Consider the following 18993-nt stretch of genomic DNA (forward strand, 5'->3'; position numbering starts at 1 on the left):
AAAAATAAGGGATAAACATTTAAGTTTATCCCTTGCCATATAAGATTGATTATATCGTTAATTAGCCATCATCTTAATAAATGACGCTAATTTCTCTTTCATTTCTCTTCTGTCAACGATAAAGTCAAGGAAACCGTGTTCCTGCACAAATTCGGCGGTTTGGAAACCTTTAGGGAGGTCTTTTTTGATGGTTTCTTTAATTACCCTCGGGCCTGCAAAGCCTATCAGCGCACCTGGTTCGGCAATATTGATATCGCCTAACATAGCATATGACGCAGTTACGCCACCTGTAGTTGGGTCGGTAAGTAAAGAAATATACGGAACTTTTGCCTGGGCCAGTAAAGCCAGTTTAGCCGATGTTTTAGCCATTTGCATTAATGAAAACGCGGCTTCCATCATACGTGCACCACCCGATTTTGAGATCATCAGAAATGGAACCTTATGCTCGATACTGTAATCAATAGAACGTGCTATCTTTTCACCAACAACCGATCCCATTGAGCCGCCAATGAAGTTAAAATCCATACAGGCAATTACCAGGTCCTGACCGTCAATTTTACCTACGCCGGCTCTGATCGCATCATTTAAACCAGTTTTCTTTTGAGTTTCTTTAAGCCTGTCGGTGTACTTTTTGGTGTCCTCAAAATGTAGCGGATCGCCAGAAGTAAGCTCCGGGAAAAGTTCTGTAAACTCGTTATTATCAAATAGTACCGAAAAATATTCTTTTGAACCTATGCGCAGGTGGAAGCCACAGTAATGGCACACATATTGATTTTCTACCTGTTCTGAATAGTGTAAAGGTTTCTTACAATTAGGGCATTTATTCCAGATGCCATCGGGGGCTTCCTTCTTTTCCTCAGTAGTCGTAATTATCCCTTTCAACTCTCGTTTAAACCATGCCATATCTGTGTCTAACTCTTTCAATTGGGTACAAAGAAACAAAAAATATTAAACATGTAGTGCCGGATATAAAAAGTTATGGTAGGGTAAATTGTTTGCCGAAATTTAAAATACTTTTTAAATGCTATTTTCGTAATAAAAGGATTGGATTATTAATGAATTATATCATATTTTCAAATTAAGCCTATTTTTACTACCGTTTTAATATACTTTTAAGATTACTTAACCGATTTCAATAAATTTTATAACTTCGAGCCCCAAATAAACGCTAATGGATTTAAAAAATTATAGAGGTGTTCTGCACGGCGATCAGGTGCAGGAACTATTTGAAGCAGCAAAAAAGCATCAGTTTGCTTTACCGGCAGTAAACGTTATTGGTACTAACACTATCAATGCTGTTATGGAAACAGCTAAAGCTGTTAACTCTCCGGTTATTATTCAGCTGTCAAATGGCGGTGCACAGTTTTACGCCGGCAAATCATTGGATAATTCAAAACTTCAGGCTTGTATTTTAGGTGGTGTATCTGCTGCAAAGCACGTTCACCTTTTGGCAGAGCATTATGGCGTAGCAGTTATTTTGCATACAGACCATGCCGCTAAGAAATTATTACCCTGGATTGATGGCTTGTTAGATCATGGCGAGAAATTTTTTGCTGAAACAGGCAAACCTTTGTTCTCATCACACATGCTTGACCTTTCGGAAGAGCCTATTGAAGAGAATATCGAAATTTCGGCTAAATACCTTGAGCGTATGGCTAAAATGGGTATGACTCTTGAAATTGAATTAGGTGTTACCGGTGGCGAGGAAGATGGTGTTGACAACTCTGACGTTGACAGCTCTCGTTTGTATACTCAACCAGAAGAGGTTTCTTACTCATACGAGCACCTTTCAAAAGTAAGCCCTCGTTTTACCGTAGCTGCTGCTTTTGGTAACGTACATGGTGTTTACAAACCAGGTAACGTTAAGTTACAACCGGTTATTTTGCATAACTCACAGGAGTATGTTAAACAAAAATTTGGTTTAACTGCCGAAAAACCTATCAACTTTGTATTCCACGGTGGTTCTGGTTCAAGCCAGGAAGAAATCCGCGAGGCTATTTCATACGGTGCTATCAAAATGAATATTGATACCGATATGCAATGGGCATACTGGGAAGGTATTAAAGATTACTACAAATCAAAAGAAGGATACCTGCAAAGCCAGATCGGCAGCCCGGATGGTGAGGATTCTCCAAACAAAAAATACTACGATCCGCGCGTTTGGTTACGTAAAGGCGAAGAAAACTTTGTAAAAAGGCTTTCTGTAGCTTTCGAAGACCTTAACTGTATCGACGTATACAGCAAATTATAATATTCATCAAAAACTAACAAAAGCGCCTGTACATTTGTTGTACAGGCGCTTTGTTATTTACAGGCAGCGTACATCCCCATAAAAATAAAAGTCTGCTACCATGGTTAAAATTAATAGTAAGAAAAAGAATTTATTTGAACGTTTCGCCAATTGGGCTACCATAGCTACCGGAAGCTCAGGCGCATTTATTACAGCTTGTGGTGTTATTGTTGTTTGGGGGATAACAGGTCCGTTATTTCATTATTCGGATACCTGGCAGCTGGTCATCAATACGGGTACTACTGTAGTTACTTTTTTGATGGTTTTTTTGATCCAGAAATCGCAAAACAAAGATTCAAAAGCGATACATTTGAAACTGAACGAGCTCCTTGCATCACACCAGGGAGCAAGTAACCGCATGGTTGATATTGAAGATATCACTGAAAAGGAACTCGATCAACTGCATAAGTTTTATGTAGAACTTGCCGGGCTTGCGGAGGAAGAAGACGATATCACCTGTACGCACTCCATAGATGCCGCAAGGGAAAACCATACTACCAAGCTTAATAATTTCAAAACAAAACCGCATTATATCAATGCCCGCAAAAATCACAGTAAAAAAAGCAACGGAACAAACTGATCTTGATAAGGTGCACGCTATAAGGCACGAAGTATTTGTTATTGAACAAAACTGCCCGCCAGAGCTGGAGTATGAACATGAAGATGTATCTCATCATTTTTTGGCTACTGTTGATGGCGAACCAGCCGGTGCATGCCGCTGGCGTAAAACAGATAACGGATACAAACTTGAGCGTTTTGCCGTGTTAAAAGCTTTCAGGGGATTTGGTATCGGAGCCGAACTGGTAAAAGCTGTATTGGCCGATTTACCCGCTGACGCCAATTACGTTTATCTCAACTCACAAACACACGCGGTGCCGTTTTATTCAAAACTAGGTTTTGAAGCATCCGGGCCTGAGTTTGAAGAAGCCGGGATTAAACACTATAAAATGGTTAAGCAGTAAATAGCTTTGGCCGATTTTTCTCTGCAGGATATCGGCTTGAAAATGTTTTATCTTCCTATATTATCTGGAAATCCTGCACCGAGGTACGGTGCCAACTGTGCCTATTACCACGTCCTTGATTTAGAAATACGTTACTTTTTTGCATGTTCTTTTAATCAGAGATCATCGATATTGGTTTCGTGACCTGATATTGCCTCTTTGTCCCCCCTTTTTTGCTGTTTAGCCCCTTTTGTTTTCTGTGTTTTTAAAAGACTTTGCCTTCACGATTGGTCGCGTCGAAATGATCATCGTGTTAACCAATTATTCTTTTAATAAAACCAACATGAGACAAATTCTGAAAGTAGCGTATGCTCCAGAGAAAGGGAAACCGCGGGCATCTTAATCAAAAACACTCCACAAAATGCCAGGTCATATGCCTGGCTCCGGGCAATTGTATGTTATGGTTGATTTTGGCAACTGTGAAAGTTATGCTTTTCGGTTGTTGGCGGCCTATTGCTGGTTGCGTTGACATACTTATTGCCCCGCCAATCCAACCCAACAATTTAAATTATTTATAACCCAATTATGAAACGAAAATTACTTATTTCAAATTATTTGTATTCCAGGGGTTTCCGCACCACATTTAATGCTTTGGCACTATTGATACTGCCAATAGGTGCTAACGCATCAGCCCCGAATTTGGTAACTCACCACAACAAGCCGATAATTGCTCACACTGCTGCAGATAAGGCTGCAATTACTGTAAAAGGTTCTGTTGTAGATGCCACTAATGATCTGCCGCTGGTAGGGGTGTCTATCAGTGTAAAGGGAACCAATAAAGGTGCCCTAACCGACGTAAAAGGCAACTTTCAGCTTAGTAATGTGCCCGAAAATACTGTGCTCGTTGTAACTTATATCTCCTATGAAAAAGTTGAAATTGCAGTTAACGGGAAAACTGATATTGCTATAAAACTTAAACCATCAATGAAAACCCTGAGCGATGTGGTGGTCGTAGGTTACGGAACGCAGAAAAAAGAAAATCTGACAGGATCTGTAGGTATCGTAAATACGCAGGACCTGGAAAGCCGGCCTTTAACCAATACCAGCCAGGCATTGCAGGGTACTGTTTCTGGTGTGTTTGCGCTGCAAAGCTCGGGTAAGCCGGGAGATGACAATACTGTAATAGACATCCGCGGCGTAGGAACATTTGGAGATAATTCCCCTTTAGTTTTGGTTGACGGTTTTCCTGGAACCATTGGAGACGTAAATCCCAATGATGTTCAGTCAATTTCAGTACTGAAGGATGCTGCATCATCTGCCATCTATGGTAGCCGCGCTGCAAATGGTGTTATATTAATTACCACCAAACGTGGATCAGCAGGCAAAGTTAAGGTTAACTATAGCGGATATGCTGGTATCCAGAGCCCTACAAGGTTGCCCAAGGTGTTAAATTCTGTTCAATATACAACGCTTTACAATGAAGCGGCTGTAAATACAGGTTCGGCTCCGTTATATGCCGATTCAACCATTCAAAAGTACGCTGCCCACAACAACCCCATGTACCCGGATATCAATTATTTTGATGTATACTATGGTAATGCTTACATGCAAAATCACCGTGTAAGCGCAACCGGGGGAAGCGACAACGTAAACTATTCCTTTATGCTGGGCCATTTGGACCAGGACGGTATTTTGGTTGCGACTAATTATAAGAAAACAGACTTCCGTCTTAATCTTGACAGCTATCACCTGAAAGATAAAAAACTTCGTGTTTCCGGCAATATATCCGGCAACGTAGGGATAAAAAATGAACCGACCGATCTTTGGAATGCCGAATGGTACGCAACACTTGCACCAATACATCCACTTAAAGATGCCAACGGTAACTGGGTTTCTGTTAATGGCGAACGCAACTATTACGGGGAAATTAAAGAAGGCAGCACTAACCTTACAAAACGCTATAATTTTAGTGGCCAGGCCGAAGCGGAATATAAAATTTTACCCGGCTTAAGTGCGCAGCTTACTTACGGTTACAATGTTACCTCTACCAATGGCAATGCTTTTCATGCTAACGTAACTTTGCAAAACCAAAACGGAACGTCTACGCAATTAGCTTCCAATTTAACCACCACAAGCGAAATTGATGGTCACTCTTTGCTTACCGGTTTGTTGAAATACAATAAGACGATCAATCATCATTCATTCAATTTATTAGGTGGTTATAGCGAAGAGGAGTTTACCTATGACTGGCAAAGCGGCTATCGTGCAAATTTTGTAAACAATTCACAACGCGTATTGAACCTTGGCGACGCAGCTACACAAACTAATAATGCAGGTAGCTATGATCTTGGCCTCCGCTCGCTTTTTGGTCGTTTCAGTTATGCTTTTGACGATAAATATTTATTTGAGGCCAATATCAGGAGAGATGGTTCTTCCAGGTTTGCACAAGGGAGGCAATGGGGTACATTTCCATCATTCTCAGCAGCCTGGGTATTGTCGAAGGAAAATTTCATGAAAGGTCTGACCTGGCTTGACTTTGCAAAGGTTCGTGCTTCATGGGGGCGTTTGGGTAATCAAAATATCAGTAATTACTATAATGGTAGTGATATCCTGAGCTCAGGCCAAAACTATTCATTTGGCGGAACCCTTTACTCTGGTGTTGCCATTACAGCAATGACTAACAAAGATTTGACATGGGAAACAGCTCAACAGCTTGATTTGGGTCTCGACATCTCTTTGCATAATAACATTGAAATTACTGCCGATTATTTTGATAAAAGGACTAAGAACCTGCTGTTAACGCAGCCGATTCCGTTAACAATAGCCCAATCGGCGCCAACGGCAAATGCAGGTGAGGTGCAAAACAAGGGTTTTGAACTCGGAATCTCGTATAGAAAGGCGTTTGATAATGGTATTAAGCTAAGGACTTCGTTGAATGTATCGCACATTGTCAACAAGATCCTTGCTATGAATGTGCCTCAGCAGTTTACTTCTCCAAAAGCTATTGTTGTTGGTTCTGCTATAAATTCATTCTACGGTTATCAAATGACAGGTATTTATCAGATTTCTGATTTTACATGGCAAAACAACAGTGATGCATCCATCCCTTATGCCAACCGTACTTATACCCTTAAACCTGGTGTAGTTAAAGTAAGCGATTACAACGCGCAACCCGGAGATATCAAATATGCCGACCTTAATGGCGATGGCATAGTTGACCAAACTCATGACCGCAAAATCATCGGAAAGCAGTTTCCAAGCGTGACTTATGCTTTCAACTTTAATGTGGCCTGGAAAGGTTTTGACCTGGGCGCATTTTTGCAGGGCGTACAAGGCATGCAGGGTTATACCTATTATGAAATAGCTTCGCCTTTTAGCGGCTTTGCCAACCTTGGTACATGGTGGTTAAACAGGTGGACGCCGCAAAATCCATCTAATACTTATCCGCGCCTTACATTGGATGGTGTAAGAAACAATATTCACTCTTCCTTCTATGTGGAAAATGCATCCTATCTGAGGATTAAAAATATTGAACTGGGATACACTTTAAGCCCTGCTGCTATTAAGAAAATTGGCTTAAGCTCGCTCAGGATCTATGCGAACGTGCAAAACGCTTTCACGTTTACCAAATTCAAAGGATTCGACCCGGAACAAACCACAGATCAAACAAGGGCCGAAGCATATCCGCAGGTTCGTGTGATGACCGCAGGCGTAAATGTTAATTTCTAAATGATAAAATCATGAAAACTATATATAAAGTCTTAATCGTATTAGCTGTTATTAATCTTGCAGGCTGCAAAAAAGACCTTTTGGACAAGACGCCTAAAGACCGTCTGTCTCCATCAACGTTCTACCAAAACGAAACCCAGGTAAAAATGGCACTGGTTGGCATTTACAATGCGATACAGCCCAATGCAACACCTGCTCATTTTTTTCAGTTTGAATTTGAGTCGGACAATGCTTATTGCCAGGATGCATGGCAGGGCTCAAAAGAAGTTGGAGCCTGGCAAACAACAACCAACAGTTGGGCCCCTTATGCCAAATGGACACAGGATTATACCATCATTTCAAGAGCCAACGAGTTTTTGCAGGATGTTGCCGCAGCAGATATCGATGCTACTGTAAAAAGCCAGATGGCGGCAGAAGCGAAGTTTTTACGTGGTTATGCCTATGCCGATCTAATCTCCTATTTTGGAGATGTGCCTTTAATTACCAAAGTTCAATCGCTTTCGGAAGCCTATGTTTCCAGAACGGCCAAAGCTACCGTGCTGACGCAGATCGTAACTGACCTAACAGATGCTGCTGCTGCACTGCCAACTTCTTATTCTGGTTCTGATGTTGGCCGTGCAACCAAAGGGGCGGCCCTGGCCTATAAAGCAAAAGTGCTTTTGTATAATGAAAAGTGGGCCGATGCGGCACAGGCAGCGCAGGATGTGATCAATCTTAAAGCTTACAGTTTATATTCTAATTATGGTTTGTTGTTTGACGAAGCGAATGAAGACAATAGCGAGGTGATTTTTGATATCCAATATATACCAACCACGCAGCCGCAACCCTGGCCGTCATCTGCGCTATCTTTAAGCGTTTGGCCAACACCAAATGTTACTGCCGATCTGATCAATTCATACTACATGACCAACGGCTTGCCGATCACTAATTCGGCTTCAGGATACAATGCGCAAACCCCTTATGTTAATCGCGATCCAAGGTTGGCTGCTTCAGTTGTGTTACCGGGCTCTCAGTGGGGTTCAACCACTTATATCCCTGCTAATGATGTGGTGCCGTCGGGCGCACGGCCCCGCAAATATGCAGCAATTGGCATTGCCGACCCTAATAATTGCTCGCTCAATACCATTTTAATGCGTTATGCCGATGTATTGCTGATGCGTGCCGAGGCATTAATTGAATCCGGTAGCACTGCGGCAGAGATCTATACGCTTATTGACCAGGTACGCGGGAGGGTAGGTATGCCAACGGTTGAAGCGGTAGAAGGTTCCGGCTTAAGCCAGACGCAATTACGTGCCGTTTTACGCCACGAGCGCAGGGTGGAGTTTTTTATGGAAGGTACCAGATACGCCGATATGTTACGCTGGAAGGATCAGTCGCTGGTTCATGACGTATATGGTTACGACAAATCATTGTTGAGCAACCCGGCAAGCTCTTCTACCTGGAAATTTAGCCAGGTTAAGTTAGATACCAGAACATTCGACGCAGGTAAAGGATGGTTATGGCCGGTACCTCAGGCTGATATCGATATTAATAATAAATTGTTGCCTAACAATCCTGGATATTAAGATGCCTGGCGTTACATAGTTAATTGATGTAACTGCCTATTTGTTTTAACAATAAAGCCCTCGGTAGCGTTTGTCTATCGGGGGCTTTGTTTTAATTCTGTATCTCTTTTGTTTACAATCGAGAGGCTCGTTACTATTCGCGAAATATTAGAGAATGTGTTTTTTCTATAAAATATGTACTCCGATGATATTGTATCCCCGCTATCGTGTTTACAAACCTTTTTCAACTAAAAGAAAATGTCATTTCGAACCTTTGAGGGGCGGGAATGGAAAGGAATGATGTGAAATCTTATACAGTGTGCAGATCATTGCGGTTAATAACAAGGCGTAGAAGATTTCCCCTCACCCCTCAACGCAACCTCGGCTGGTTCGTTCGAAATGACGTCGCATTGCTATTAATAATAAAATCATTAAAGAGATGTCCACACGTTATAAAACAACAAAAAATGCTGTCATTTTGAGACAGCATTTTTTGTTGTTTTTAAGGGGCAAACTAAAGTTAACTGCTTATTTACGGCAATTAACGTAGTGTTTTTATTGAGCAATAAGCTTCCATTGCTGATTGTAACTTGAACCCTGGTACCATTGCTGTACAGCTGATCCATTGGCAGTTAAACCTCCGGTATCAAGGCATTTACCTGTGGTAAGGTTAATTACCCTGTAATAACCATCTCCGGTTGAAACGAGCGACCAGCGTTGGTTTGTACTTGTGCCTACTACATATTGCAAAACATTTGATCCGTCGGTGGTATTGGTGCCCACGTCAAGACATTCTTTACCAGTTACGCAGCTTAAGGTGTAGTAACCGGCAGTATAGCTTATATTCCATTTTTGGTTGTTGCTTGTTCCTGATGCCCATTGAGCTACAGCTGCGCCATCGGTTGTGCTACCCAGGTTGTCAAGCATGAGGCCCGATGCGCGGTTTTGAAGCTTATACCGGCCGTCGGCAATAGGGCCTATCCAAACCGGCGAAGCAGAAAGTTGCCATGACCACCTGAACATATTTGCCGTACCAGGGCTAACCTCGGTAAGGTTATTGTTTGCCGTATACCAGCGATAGGTATCAATATCATTAACACCCGACCAGGCTATTGTTCCCATCGAGTTGTCTTTGGCATAAGCCAGTGATCCGGTCAGGAAAGCCTGGTCAACATATACACCGGTATCCCATTGCCACCAGAAACTCATGTTCCTGAATGTTTCGATACCAACCTCGGTAACTATGGTACGTGAGGCGTATGAGCCTGTACGGGCCGACATGATATTGTAATAGCTTGACCAAACGTTGTATGAACCCCAGAACCACCAGTAGCAGTGTAAACCAAGATATTGGTTGGCTAACCTTGAATCGGCACCAACAGCAGTTACGTCGGCGGCATAACCGGTACCATCAAAAATACATTTCCCATCGGCCGGGCTGTAAGTGGTTAAAAAGCCTGCATATAGGTTATTCAAATCGGTACTTGAATAATCAACAGGCTCGTTGATAGGTTCATATAACACGGATGTGTTGTTTTTATATACATTGTTTACCGTTGTCCACATGGTATGCCATTGTGCAGTATCAGGCACGTGGTGAACACCAACCGGCCAGTAACAAAGTATTACTTTGCAGCCATTGGCCACAACTGCGTTAATTGCAGCCTGGTAAACCGGCCAATAAGTTGAGTTTGAGGCGGTCCAGGGGTTTATTGGCATCCTGATAGTGGTACCACCACTTGTTTTAACAGCACTGGATATATTGGTTGCCAAAGTAGCGGCTTGTGTTGCAGTAAGCGATGTCGTCATACCGCTGGGCAGCACAACCCTTCCGTCACCCTCGTTTCCATTGGGGTCGGCCCAGTTAATACCCCTGAAACCGTTTGTGTTGGTAGTTGAAAGGGCAAATGATTGTTTTCCAAACTTTTGGCCCGACAGGTCGGCGCTTTTTTGAATAGAATTTTTAGAACAGCCCATCGCCAGGGCTAACAGGCAGCTCAGTGCCCCGGTAGTTAAATTTTTTCTCATGTGTTTATATTAGGTGTTAAATAATTACTTCTTTTGGTCAATCAGTTTTGATTTTAAATACGGCGGAGCTCTTCCCTGTTTTAACACGAAGGGGATTATATCGGTTAGCTGTAAACTAACCGAATGCATATTCAGACACAGTTCAAATATTCTCATGGTAGATGTCTTGAAAAAAATCAGATTTTCCCTGGCCAATAACTAACCCTCAATTACTGCCGGATGTAACGGTCAGTAATTTAATTAGCCAATAAAAATGGCTGTAAGTAATAATGGAAATGGAAAATCCGTGTTTATATGGTTGACCTAATTTCTTTTAAAAAGCAGAAACTGAAAAGGGGGTAAAGCCTCAATATTGCGGGGATAAAGTGGCATTTTATTGGTTTTTAACACAATAGCTTAGCTTTTTTATCTCTTTTTTCTCAGCTGATTTAAATTGCGCATCAATGCTGTTTGTTTAAAATTATTGTTATAAATACAATTAATAATTATTTACATTTGGATGCCTTATAAACTTAATGCTTCAGGATAAGACGAGAGCTTCTGCCAAAATTTAAGGGGATTGTGGATCATTTATTGAAGAATAAACGATGCTTGATTATTAATGATCCGAAGAGGAAAATGTATCAAACAAAAATTTAATACTTCGACATTAAAAGATTATTCGTCGGCACTTGTAGTACAGCTAACAAGATCCATTCTTATATTGCTGAATTGTCTTTATTCCGAAGGTTATAAGTGTATTAAGTACAATATTTAGTGAATAACCTGACGAAGCAAAGGTTGTGAAGCCTAACTTATACTGTAAAAATTGTTAGTGGTAATACGGTGTGTTGTATTTATCTAATTAAAAGTGATAACGGATTTATGTATAAAGCTGTCTTGTTTTTCCTGATTGACCTCCTGTTTGTAACTGCTGTGAACGCGCAGGTTCCGGAAACCTTTTCAACCAATGATGTAAGGAATTTTGCGTTAAAATCATACACCACTCATGATGGGCTGCCATCCGAAAATGTAACAGTGGCACTTAAAGACAGGCGGGGATATATGTGGATAGGAACAGATAACGGGCTTTGTAAGTTTGATGGCTATACTTTTGAAAGTTTAGTAAACATTCCCGGAAACACATCAAGTATAAGTTCAAATTTTATCAGTGCGCTGGCCGAAGATAAAAACGGAAAGATATGGGTTGGGACAATGGACGGCTTAAATGTTTTGGATCCCAATACAGAGAAATTTGAACGGTTTTATCATAGCGATAAGATCAGAGAGTCGGTAAGTAACAATAAGATTTTCTCTGTTTTCTGCGATAGGGGAGGAACGATCTGGATAGGTACAGACGATGGTTTTAATCAATATGTGGCCAATAAGCGATCATTCATTAGTTATAAACCTAATCCGGGTGATCGATTTTCCATAAAAGGCAAATCGGTAAATGCAATTGTTGAGGATGATAAGAAAAACCTGTGGTTAGGAAACTGGAACGGTGGCTTAAATAAATTCGATAAGGTTAGTAAGCATTTCAGTAATTATCCGCAAACCGAATCTCTGCTTAAGAAGAGCCCTAACGATATTTGGAGCCTTTTTTACGATCAAAAAGACGGCTGCATTTGGGTGGGTACCTATTGGAGCGGCCTTTTTTGTTTTAATCCTCAAAATCAGCAATACACCCGCTTTTCAAGCCACGATAATATCAACATAGGGGCCTTTAGCATTGATAAGGCTAATGACTCCACCCTGGTTGTTGGAAGTAACGGCGGTTTCTATTTTATAAATAAGGGTAATGGCCAATGGCGAAAAATTGGCAACGTTAATAGTACTGCCGATGGTTACATTTATAATGATGGAGCGGGGATCATGTGGCTTTGCGGTAAAGACGCTTTAACAAAAGTTGATTTTACACAATACAAATTCCGCTTCATCCCCTTATCAATTGCACCGCGCGAAGCAAAAAGCATGTTATTGCAAGGCAATATGTTGTGGCTGGCAACCAACGAAGGGCTTTATCAGTTTGATTTAATAAAAAAGACAGAAAAGCTGTTTCAGCATACCAATGATCCGTCAAGTATCAGCAGTAATCAGGTTGGCAAAATATATTTAGACAACAGAGGTGTGTTATGGGCAGCAACCGAAAATGGGTTTGATAAGTTTGACAGCAGTAACAACAGGTTTATACACCACTTTCATCATTCAGCCCTGAGCAATTTCTTTAATGAAGATGTTTTCAGGGATATTCTTGAAGTAAGGCCGCATGAATATTGGCTCGCCACAGATGCTGGTTTAAAGATCTACAATGAAGAAACACTGCAATTTAAGCATTATTATAACGATGATAAAAATCCAAACTCAATTGCGAGCAACCATATTTATAATCTCTTAAAAGATGGCAAAGGCAATGTGTGGATTGGAACAAGCGGAAACGGGGTTGATCGTTTTGACCCTAAAACCGGGATTTTTCACCACTATACCTATAATGATAAAATTGCAGGTAGCCTGAGCAATAATATTGTGCATTGTGTATTTGAGGATAGTAAAAAGAATATCTGGATCTGCACGGCCGATGGGTTGAATAAATACGTTCCCGAACGTGATTCTTTTATTACTTATTCACGTAAAAATGGATTTGCCAGCAACGTGTTTAGTAATGTGGTTGAAGATGACCGGGGAAATCTTTGGATCAATTCTGCTACCGGGGTATCAAAGTTTACCCCCCAAACGTTAGCCATCACTAATTTTGATGAGGGTGACGGCGTGTTTTCGCATTCGCTTATTTACAAATCTGCAGATGGACAGATTTATTTAGGAGGGAATTCAGGCGTCGTGGTTTTCGATCCGTCAAAAATTAAATTGAACGATAAAATCCCGCAGGTTTATTTTACCGATTTTCAGGTGTTTAATAAATCTGTAAAGCCTGGTGCGGATTCGCCATTGAAAAGGCCGGTCGGCACAGCAGATACCGCTTTCCTGAATTATGATCAAAATGTATTTTCTATTGAATTTGTTTCGCTCAACTATACCCATTCAGAGAAAAACGGTTACAGGTATAAGCTGGAAGGCTTTGACGAAAAATGGAATTTTAATGGTAACCAGCGAAGGGTTACCTATACCAACCTTAATCCCGGAACTTATATATTTAAAGTTCTAGCAAGCAACAATGATGGCGTGTGGAACAGGATACCTAAATCCCTGATCGTCATTATTTCGCCGCCGTGGTACCGTACATGGTGGGCTTATACCATTTACGCTATATTTATTGGCGGGATAGTTTATCTGTATCTTTTATACCGGGACCGCCAGGCCAAACTAAAATATGAAATCCAGATAGCTCATTATGAAAGCGAAAAGGAAAAGGAACTCAGCGAACGTAAGCTTGCTTTCTTTACCAATATTTCGCATGAGTTCAGGACGCCGTTAACGTTAATCATTAATCCTATTAAGGAGCTTTTGTATAATGAAAAAAAGGCGATGGATACCTCCAACTTAACCATCGTTTACAGAAACGCGCGCCGGCTATTAGGCCTGGTAGATCAGTTACTTCTTTTCAAAAAGGCCGAATCAGAATCTGATCAGCTAAGAATAAATGATGTTAATATAGTCGATTTGTGTAAGGAGGTTTATTTATGTTTTGTACATGAAGCAAAAAGAAAACAGATCCATCTTGAGTTTGCATCATCAAGCGATTGCTTGAATGTTTATATAGACCGGGAAAAAACAGAGATAGTGCTGTTTAATTTACTTTCGAACGCCATGAAGTTCACCCCAAAACTCGGAAAAATTCGCATTTATGCAGAAGAATCTGAGAAGGCGGTTTCAATAATTGTTGAGGATACGGGCTGCGGAATTCCATCTGAAGTGGGCGACAGGCTTTTTAGCCGGTTTTACCAGGTATCTGATTTGGCCAGTACATCAAACGGTGGATTTGGGCTCGGACTTTACCTTGTTAAAAATTTTGTAGAGCGTCAGGCCGGAACCGTTGAATATCACAGTGAGGCAGGAAAGGGGACAGCCTTTACAATCACTTTAAAAAAAGGGAAAGTACATCTGAAAGATCAGATTATTTCAGAACAACCAACAACTACTTCCGAGTTTTTACAGGAGCTGATAGATTCTGAAACTACAGCCAGTGATATAATATCCACGGAAGATCCAGGTGAGGAGGTATCAGTGTCTGAACTCAAGACGCTGCTAATTATCGATGACCACGAGGATATGAGAGAATACCTCCGCCAGATATTTAAACTTGAATACAATGTTCTTGTAGCTCCAAACGGTGAGGATGGGATCAAAATTATTAATGAGCAATGGCCCGATATAGTGATATGCGACGTAATGATGCAGGGTATGACCGGAATAGAAGTTTGCGCCGCTATTAAAGAGAATATGACCACCTCTCATGTCCCTGTTATCCTTTTAACCGCGAGTGCATCAAACGAGGTTAAATTAAAGGGCATTGAAGGTGGCGCAGATGATTATATCGGAAAACCTTTTGACAAAGATATCCTAAAAGCAAGAGTTAGCGGACTGCTTAAAAGCCGAAATACACTTCAGCAATATTTTTATAATGAAATTACGCTGAACAATAACCCGCACACGATATCTATAGAATACAAACGATTCCTGGATTCCTGTATCCGGATTGTGGAAGAGCATATCACTGATCCTGATTTTAACCTGCAATCCTTAGCATCCGAATTAAATATGTCTTATTCGGGGATCTACAAGAAAATTAAAATGATTTCAGGGCAGCCGGCCAATAGCTTCATAAGGGCTATCAGGTTGCGAAGAGCCGCGCAGTTATTTGTTCACAGCGATTTAAATATATTGGAAACCGCTTACGCCGTTGGAATAAAAGACATCAAATATTTTCGCGAACAGTTTAAGAAGGTGTTTGATTTAAAACCTTCCGAATACATCAAAAAGTTCAGAAAGAATTTCAAAAATGCCATGGTTAACCAAGGGGCCGAAAGGAAATAAACCGATAGATAGCCGCTTGGTCATCCTCCATCTGAAAATGTAAAAAGAACATTTTTCAGTTGGCAATCTATTGCTCGTCGTATACAGATATCTTCTTTAGCTTAGCCGAAAACTTCGAAAAAGAACTTTTTAGCCTGTTTTTAGCGGTTTGTCCCTTCAATTTGGCTGGTTACCCCCCTTTTTATTAATTGATTTTACATTCATTTTAGCACATCAGCTAATAACCAAAATATCAGGTAAGCATAATTGCTACCATGTTATTTTCAGTGATGCGCCAATTAGTAAATCAATAACACTTACATATTTTTTAATGAGATCATTTACTCTTTTTTTTATAGCGGCCATTTTGTGTGTTGGTAACCTGGCCAAAGCTCAATCTAAACATCAATTTACCTTAGGAGATAAAGACTTTCTTTTAGATGGAAAGCCTTTCCAGATGATTTCCGGCGAACTGCATTATCCCCGGATTCCAAGAGAAGCCTGGCGCGACAGAATGAAAATGGCAAAAGCTATGGGACTTAATACCATAGGTACCTATGTTTTTTGGAACCTGCATGAACCTCAGAAAGGGCAATTTGACTTTTCGGGTAACAATGACATCGTTGAGTTTATTAAAATAGCCCGGGAGGAAGGTTTATGGGTGATTTTGCGCCCAAGTCCTTACGTATGTGCCGAATGGGAGTTTGGTGGCTATCCCTATTGGCTGGAGAATGAAGATGGGTTAATTGTCAGAAGTAAAAACGCTCAGTATTTAAGCGAATACGAAAGTTATATCAAAGAGTTGGGCAAAAGATTGTCGCCATACCAGGTAAACCACGGTGGTAACATCCTGATGGTGCAAATTGAAAATGAATACGGATCATATGGTGCTGATAAGGAGTACCTGGCCATTAATCAAAAAATGTTTAAGGATGCCGGGTTTGATGGGTTGTTATATACCTGTGATCCGGCTACTGATCTGGTAAAAGGCCATTTGCCGGGTTTGCTTCCGGCAGTTAATGGTTTGGATGATCCGGCTAAAGTAAAGGAACTTATCAATCAAAACCACAATGGCAAAGGGCCTTATTATATCGCCGAATGGTACCCGGCCTGGTTTGACTGGTGGGGCACAAAACATCATACAGTACCGGCAGATCAATATACCGGTAAACTGGATTCGGTACTCGCAGCCGGGATCTCTATAAATATGTACATGTTTCATGGCGGTACGACAAGAGGCTTTATGAATGGGGCCAATTATAACGACCAATCTCCCTTCGAACCTCAAATCAGCAGTTATGATTATGATGCGCCGCTTGACGAAGCCGGAAACCCCACGCCCAAATTTGTAGCCTTCAGAAATGTAATTCAAAAGCATTTATCAGCTGGTACTAATTTGCCGCCTGTTCCTTTGGCAAAGCCAACCATTTCGATACCCAAAATTGAGCTTGAAAATGTAGCCGGCCTTAACGACTTAAAGCCTGAAGGCAAGAGCAGCGAAAGCCCGCTAACCTTTGAGGATATGAAGCTTGATTATGGTTTTATGCTATATCGTACAAAAATTGAAGGCGGAAAATCAGGTGTCCTAAAGGTGAAAGAACTTAGAGATTTCGCTGTAGTGATGATTAATGGGAAAACGGTCGGGAACCTGGATCGCCGTACGGGGCTGGACAGTATGAGCCTCAGGCTGCCCGATGGAACTGTAACACTGGATATTTTGGTTGAAAACCTCGGTCGCATCAATTTTGGTAAATATTTATTACAGAATAAAAAAGGCATTGTGGGCAAAGTGATTTTTCAGAATAACGAAGTGAAAAACTGGCAAAATTTCCCTTTGCCTTTTAATACATTGGGGCATTACACCCCAAAAATAGATTTACTTGATTTAAATGCGCCTGTTATGAAAAAGGGCACCTTTTCCTTATCTGTATTAGGGGATGCTTATCTTAATATGACTCATTGGGGCAAAGGAGTGGTGTGGATTAACAGGCACAACTTAGGCAGGTATTGGAGAACAGGCCCTCAGCAAACCTTATATGTGCCCCGCGAGTGGCTGCATACCGGGAAAAACGAAATTTTAATTTTTGAACTGCTAAAGCCCGGAAACAAAGAGATATCCGCATTGAGTAAACCTATTTTAGACCAGTTGCAATAAATACGATACGATTTTTTATTTTGATATGAAATACACAAGAATTACGATAAATATTGCCTTATTTGTTTTCTTCTCGTTTAGCAGCCAATTGACAGTTTTGGCGCAAAAAAGTGATCGGAAACCTAATTTAGACTACAAAGGCTACCTGTTTACATACTTTACCGGCAATCAAAAAAGCGAGGAAGCCATCCGCTTCGCAATCAGCACAGATGGATATCATTATTGGGCGTTAAACCATAATGAGCCGGTTGTAAATAGTTCGGCGATCAGCGAAACCGGTGGTGTCAGGGACCCTCATATATTGCGATGCGCCGACGGGAAAACATTTTATATGGTTGCCACAGACATGGTTTCGGCTAACGGCTGGAATTCCAATCGTGGGTTGGTGCTGCTTAGGTCAAACGATTTGATCCACTGGTCATCTTCGCATATTAACTTTCAAAAACGTTTTTCGGGTCAGGATAGCCTTTTGCGTGTGTGGGCGCCACAAACCATTTACGACGATGTTGCTAAAAAATATATGGTTTACTTTTCTTTAAAATACGGTAACCAACCGGATAAGATACACTATATATATGCCAATAATGAGTTTACCGATTTTGAAGGTGAACCTAAGCAACTATTCTTTAGTCCGGATAATGCAGCTTGTATTGATGGCGACATAGAGAAAAAAGACGATACATATTATTTGTTTTTCAAAACAGAAGACCGTGTACCGGGCATTAAAATCGCTGTTTCCAAAAGCTTAACCAGTGGTTACAAGCTTCAAAGCGACGAATATGTTCAGCAAACTACCCGGCCGGTTGAAGGGGCGGGTACGTTTAAGTTGAACGATGGTACCGGATTTATTTTGATGTATGACATGTATACCAGCGGCCTTTACCAGTTTACAAAATCTACCGACCTGAAAAACTTTAAGGTTATAGATGAAGAGGTATCTATGAATTTTAAGCCGCGGCACGGTACAGTTATGCCTGTTACATCAGGTGAAATGAAGAAACTGATTAGCCGGTTTATGCCGGTGGACGCGGTTCTTCAAAGCATTAAGGGGGAGGGGTTGGCTGTTGACCAATTAGTAATTGATACGGTTAAAAAGGAGGTTCGTATGCCGTTGGCGTCAGGCTCAAACCCCAGACTTTTTAAACCACTATTTGTCGATCTGCCGGGGGGATCCATAAAGCCGTGCAAAAAGGTAGATTTCTCCAAAGGTGCTGTGCCATATCGCATTACAATCATCGGGCATAAGCCGGTAATTTATAAGCTATCAACAACGGAGGTATCGCTGTCTAAAGCTCCCGGATATGAAGGTTCGTAAGTAGATCTCGATTTTTTAATAATTTAAAAGAGGTTGTGCTA

The 18993-nt window shown here is 41.1% G+C and carries 10 protein-coding genes; 8 read left to right on the forward strand and 2 right to left on the reverse strand.

The window, feature by feature from the left end; all coding sequences use genetic code 11:
- Positions 1 to 57: 57 nt before the first annotated feature.
- On the reverse strand, positions 58 to 903 hold the full coding sequence (gene accD / locus AC59JO_RS05410; protein ID WP_413671167.1) for an acetyl-CoA carboxylase, carboxyltransferase subunit beta: 846 nt from the start codon (positions 901 to 903) through the stop codon (positions 58 to 60).
- A gap of 268 nt (positions 904 to 1171) precedes the next feature.
- Here accD and fbaA point away from each other — a divergent pair, with 268 nt between their 5' ends.
- The 5 genes from fbaA (at position 1172) to AC59JO_RS05435 (ending at position 8525) form a co-directional block, all read left to right on the forward strand.
- The gene (gene fbaA / locus AC59JO_RS05415) at positions 1172 to 2251 is read left to right on the forward strand and encodes a class II fructose-bisphosphate aldolase (protein ID WP_112571736.1); all 1080 of its coding nucleotides are present in this window, start codon (positions 1172 to 1174) and stop codon (positions 2249 to 2251) included.
- Between the two features lie 100 nt (positions 2252 to 2351).
- The gene (locus AC59JO_RS05420) at positions 2352 to 2870 is read left to right on the forward strand and encodes a low affinity iron permease family protein (RefSeq protein WP_497303919.1); all 519 of its coding nucleotides are present in this window, start codon (positions 2352 to 2354) and stop codon (positions 2868 to 2870) included.
- Positions 2827 to 3252, forward strand: coding sequence for a GNAT family N-acetyltransferase (locus AC59JO_RS05425; RefSeq protein WP_413668407.1), 426 nt, complete (start codon positions 2827 to 2829; stop codon positions 3250 to 3252). Before AC59JO_RS05420 ends, AC59JO_RS05425 begins: the two co-directional genes overlap by 44 nt.
- A gap of 564 nt (positions 3253 to 3816) precedes the next feature.
- On the forward strand, positions 3817 to 6960 hold the full coding sequence (locus AC59JO_RS05430) for a SusC/RagA family TonB-linked outer membrane protein (protein WP_497303921.1): 3144 nt from the start codon (positions 3817 to 3819) through the stop codon (positions 6958 to 6960).
- An 11-nt stretch (positions 6961 to 6971) separates the two neighbouring features.
- Positions 6972 to 8525, forward strand: a complete 1554-nt coding sequence (locus AC59JO_RS05435) for a RagB/SusD family nutrient uptake outer membrane protein (RefSeq protein ID WP_413668405.1) — start codon at positions 6972 to 6974, stop codon at positions 8523 to 8525.
- A 534-nt stretch (positions 8526 to 9059) separates the two neighbouring features.
- On the opposite strand, the gene AC59JO_RS05440 is transcribed toward AC59JO_RS05435, so the two are convergent.
- The gene (locus AC59JO_RS05440; protein ID WP_413668404.1) at positions 9060 to 10532 is read right to left on the reverse strand and encodes an RICIN domain-containing protein; all 1473 of its coding nucleotides are present in this window, start codon (positions 10530 to 10532) and stop codon (positions 9060 to 9062) included.
- Positions 10533 to 11396: 864 nt separating this feature from the next.
- Here AC59JO_RS05440 and AC59JO_RS05445 point away from each other — a divergent pair.
- From AC59JO_RS05445 to AC59JO_RS05455, 3 genes are all read left to right on the forward strand, one after another.
- Positions 11397 to 15503 carry a two-component regulator propeller domain-containing protein gene (locus tag AC59JO_RS05445; protein ID WP_497303924.1) on the forward strand — a complete coding sequence of 1369 codons (4107 nt, stop codon included), beginning with the start codon at positions 11397 to 11399 and terminating at the stop codon, positions 15501 to 15503.
- Between the two features lie 310 nt (positions 15504 to 15813).
- Positions 15814 to 17637, forward strand: a complete 1824-nt coding sequence (locus AC59JO_RS05450; RefSeq protein WP_497303926.1) for a glycoside hydrolase family 35 protein — start codon at positions 15814 to 15816, stop codon at positions 17635 to 17637.
- Between the two features lie 25 nt (positions 17638 to 17662).
- Positions 17663 to 18952, forward strand: coding sequence for a glycoside hydrolase family 43 protein (locus tag AC59JO_RS05455; RefSeq protein WP_497303928.1), 1290 nt, complete (start codon positions 17663 to 17665; stop codon positions 18950 to 18952).
- The last annotated feature ends 41 nt before the right edge of the window (positions 18953 to 18993 follow it).

The sequence above is a fragment of the Mucilaginibacter sp. A5337 genome (genome assembly GCF_059690695.1).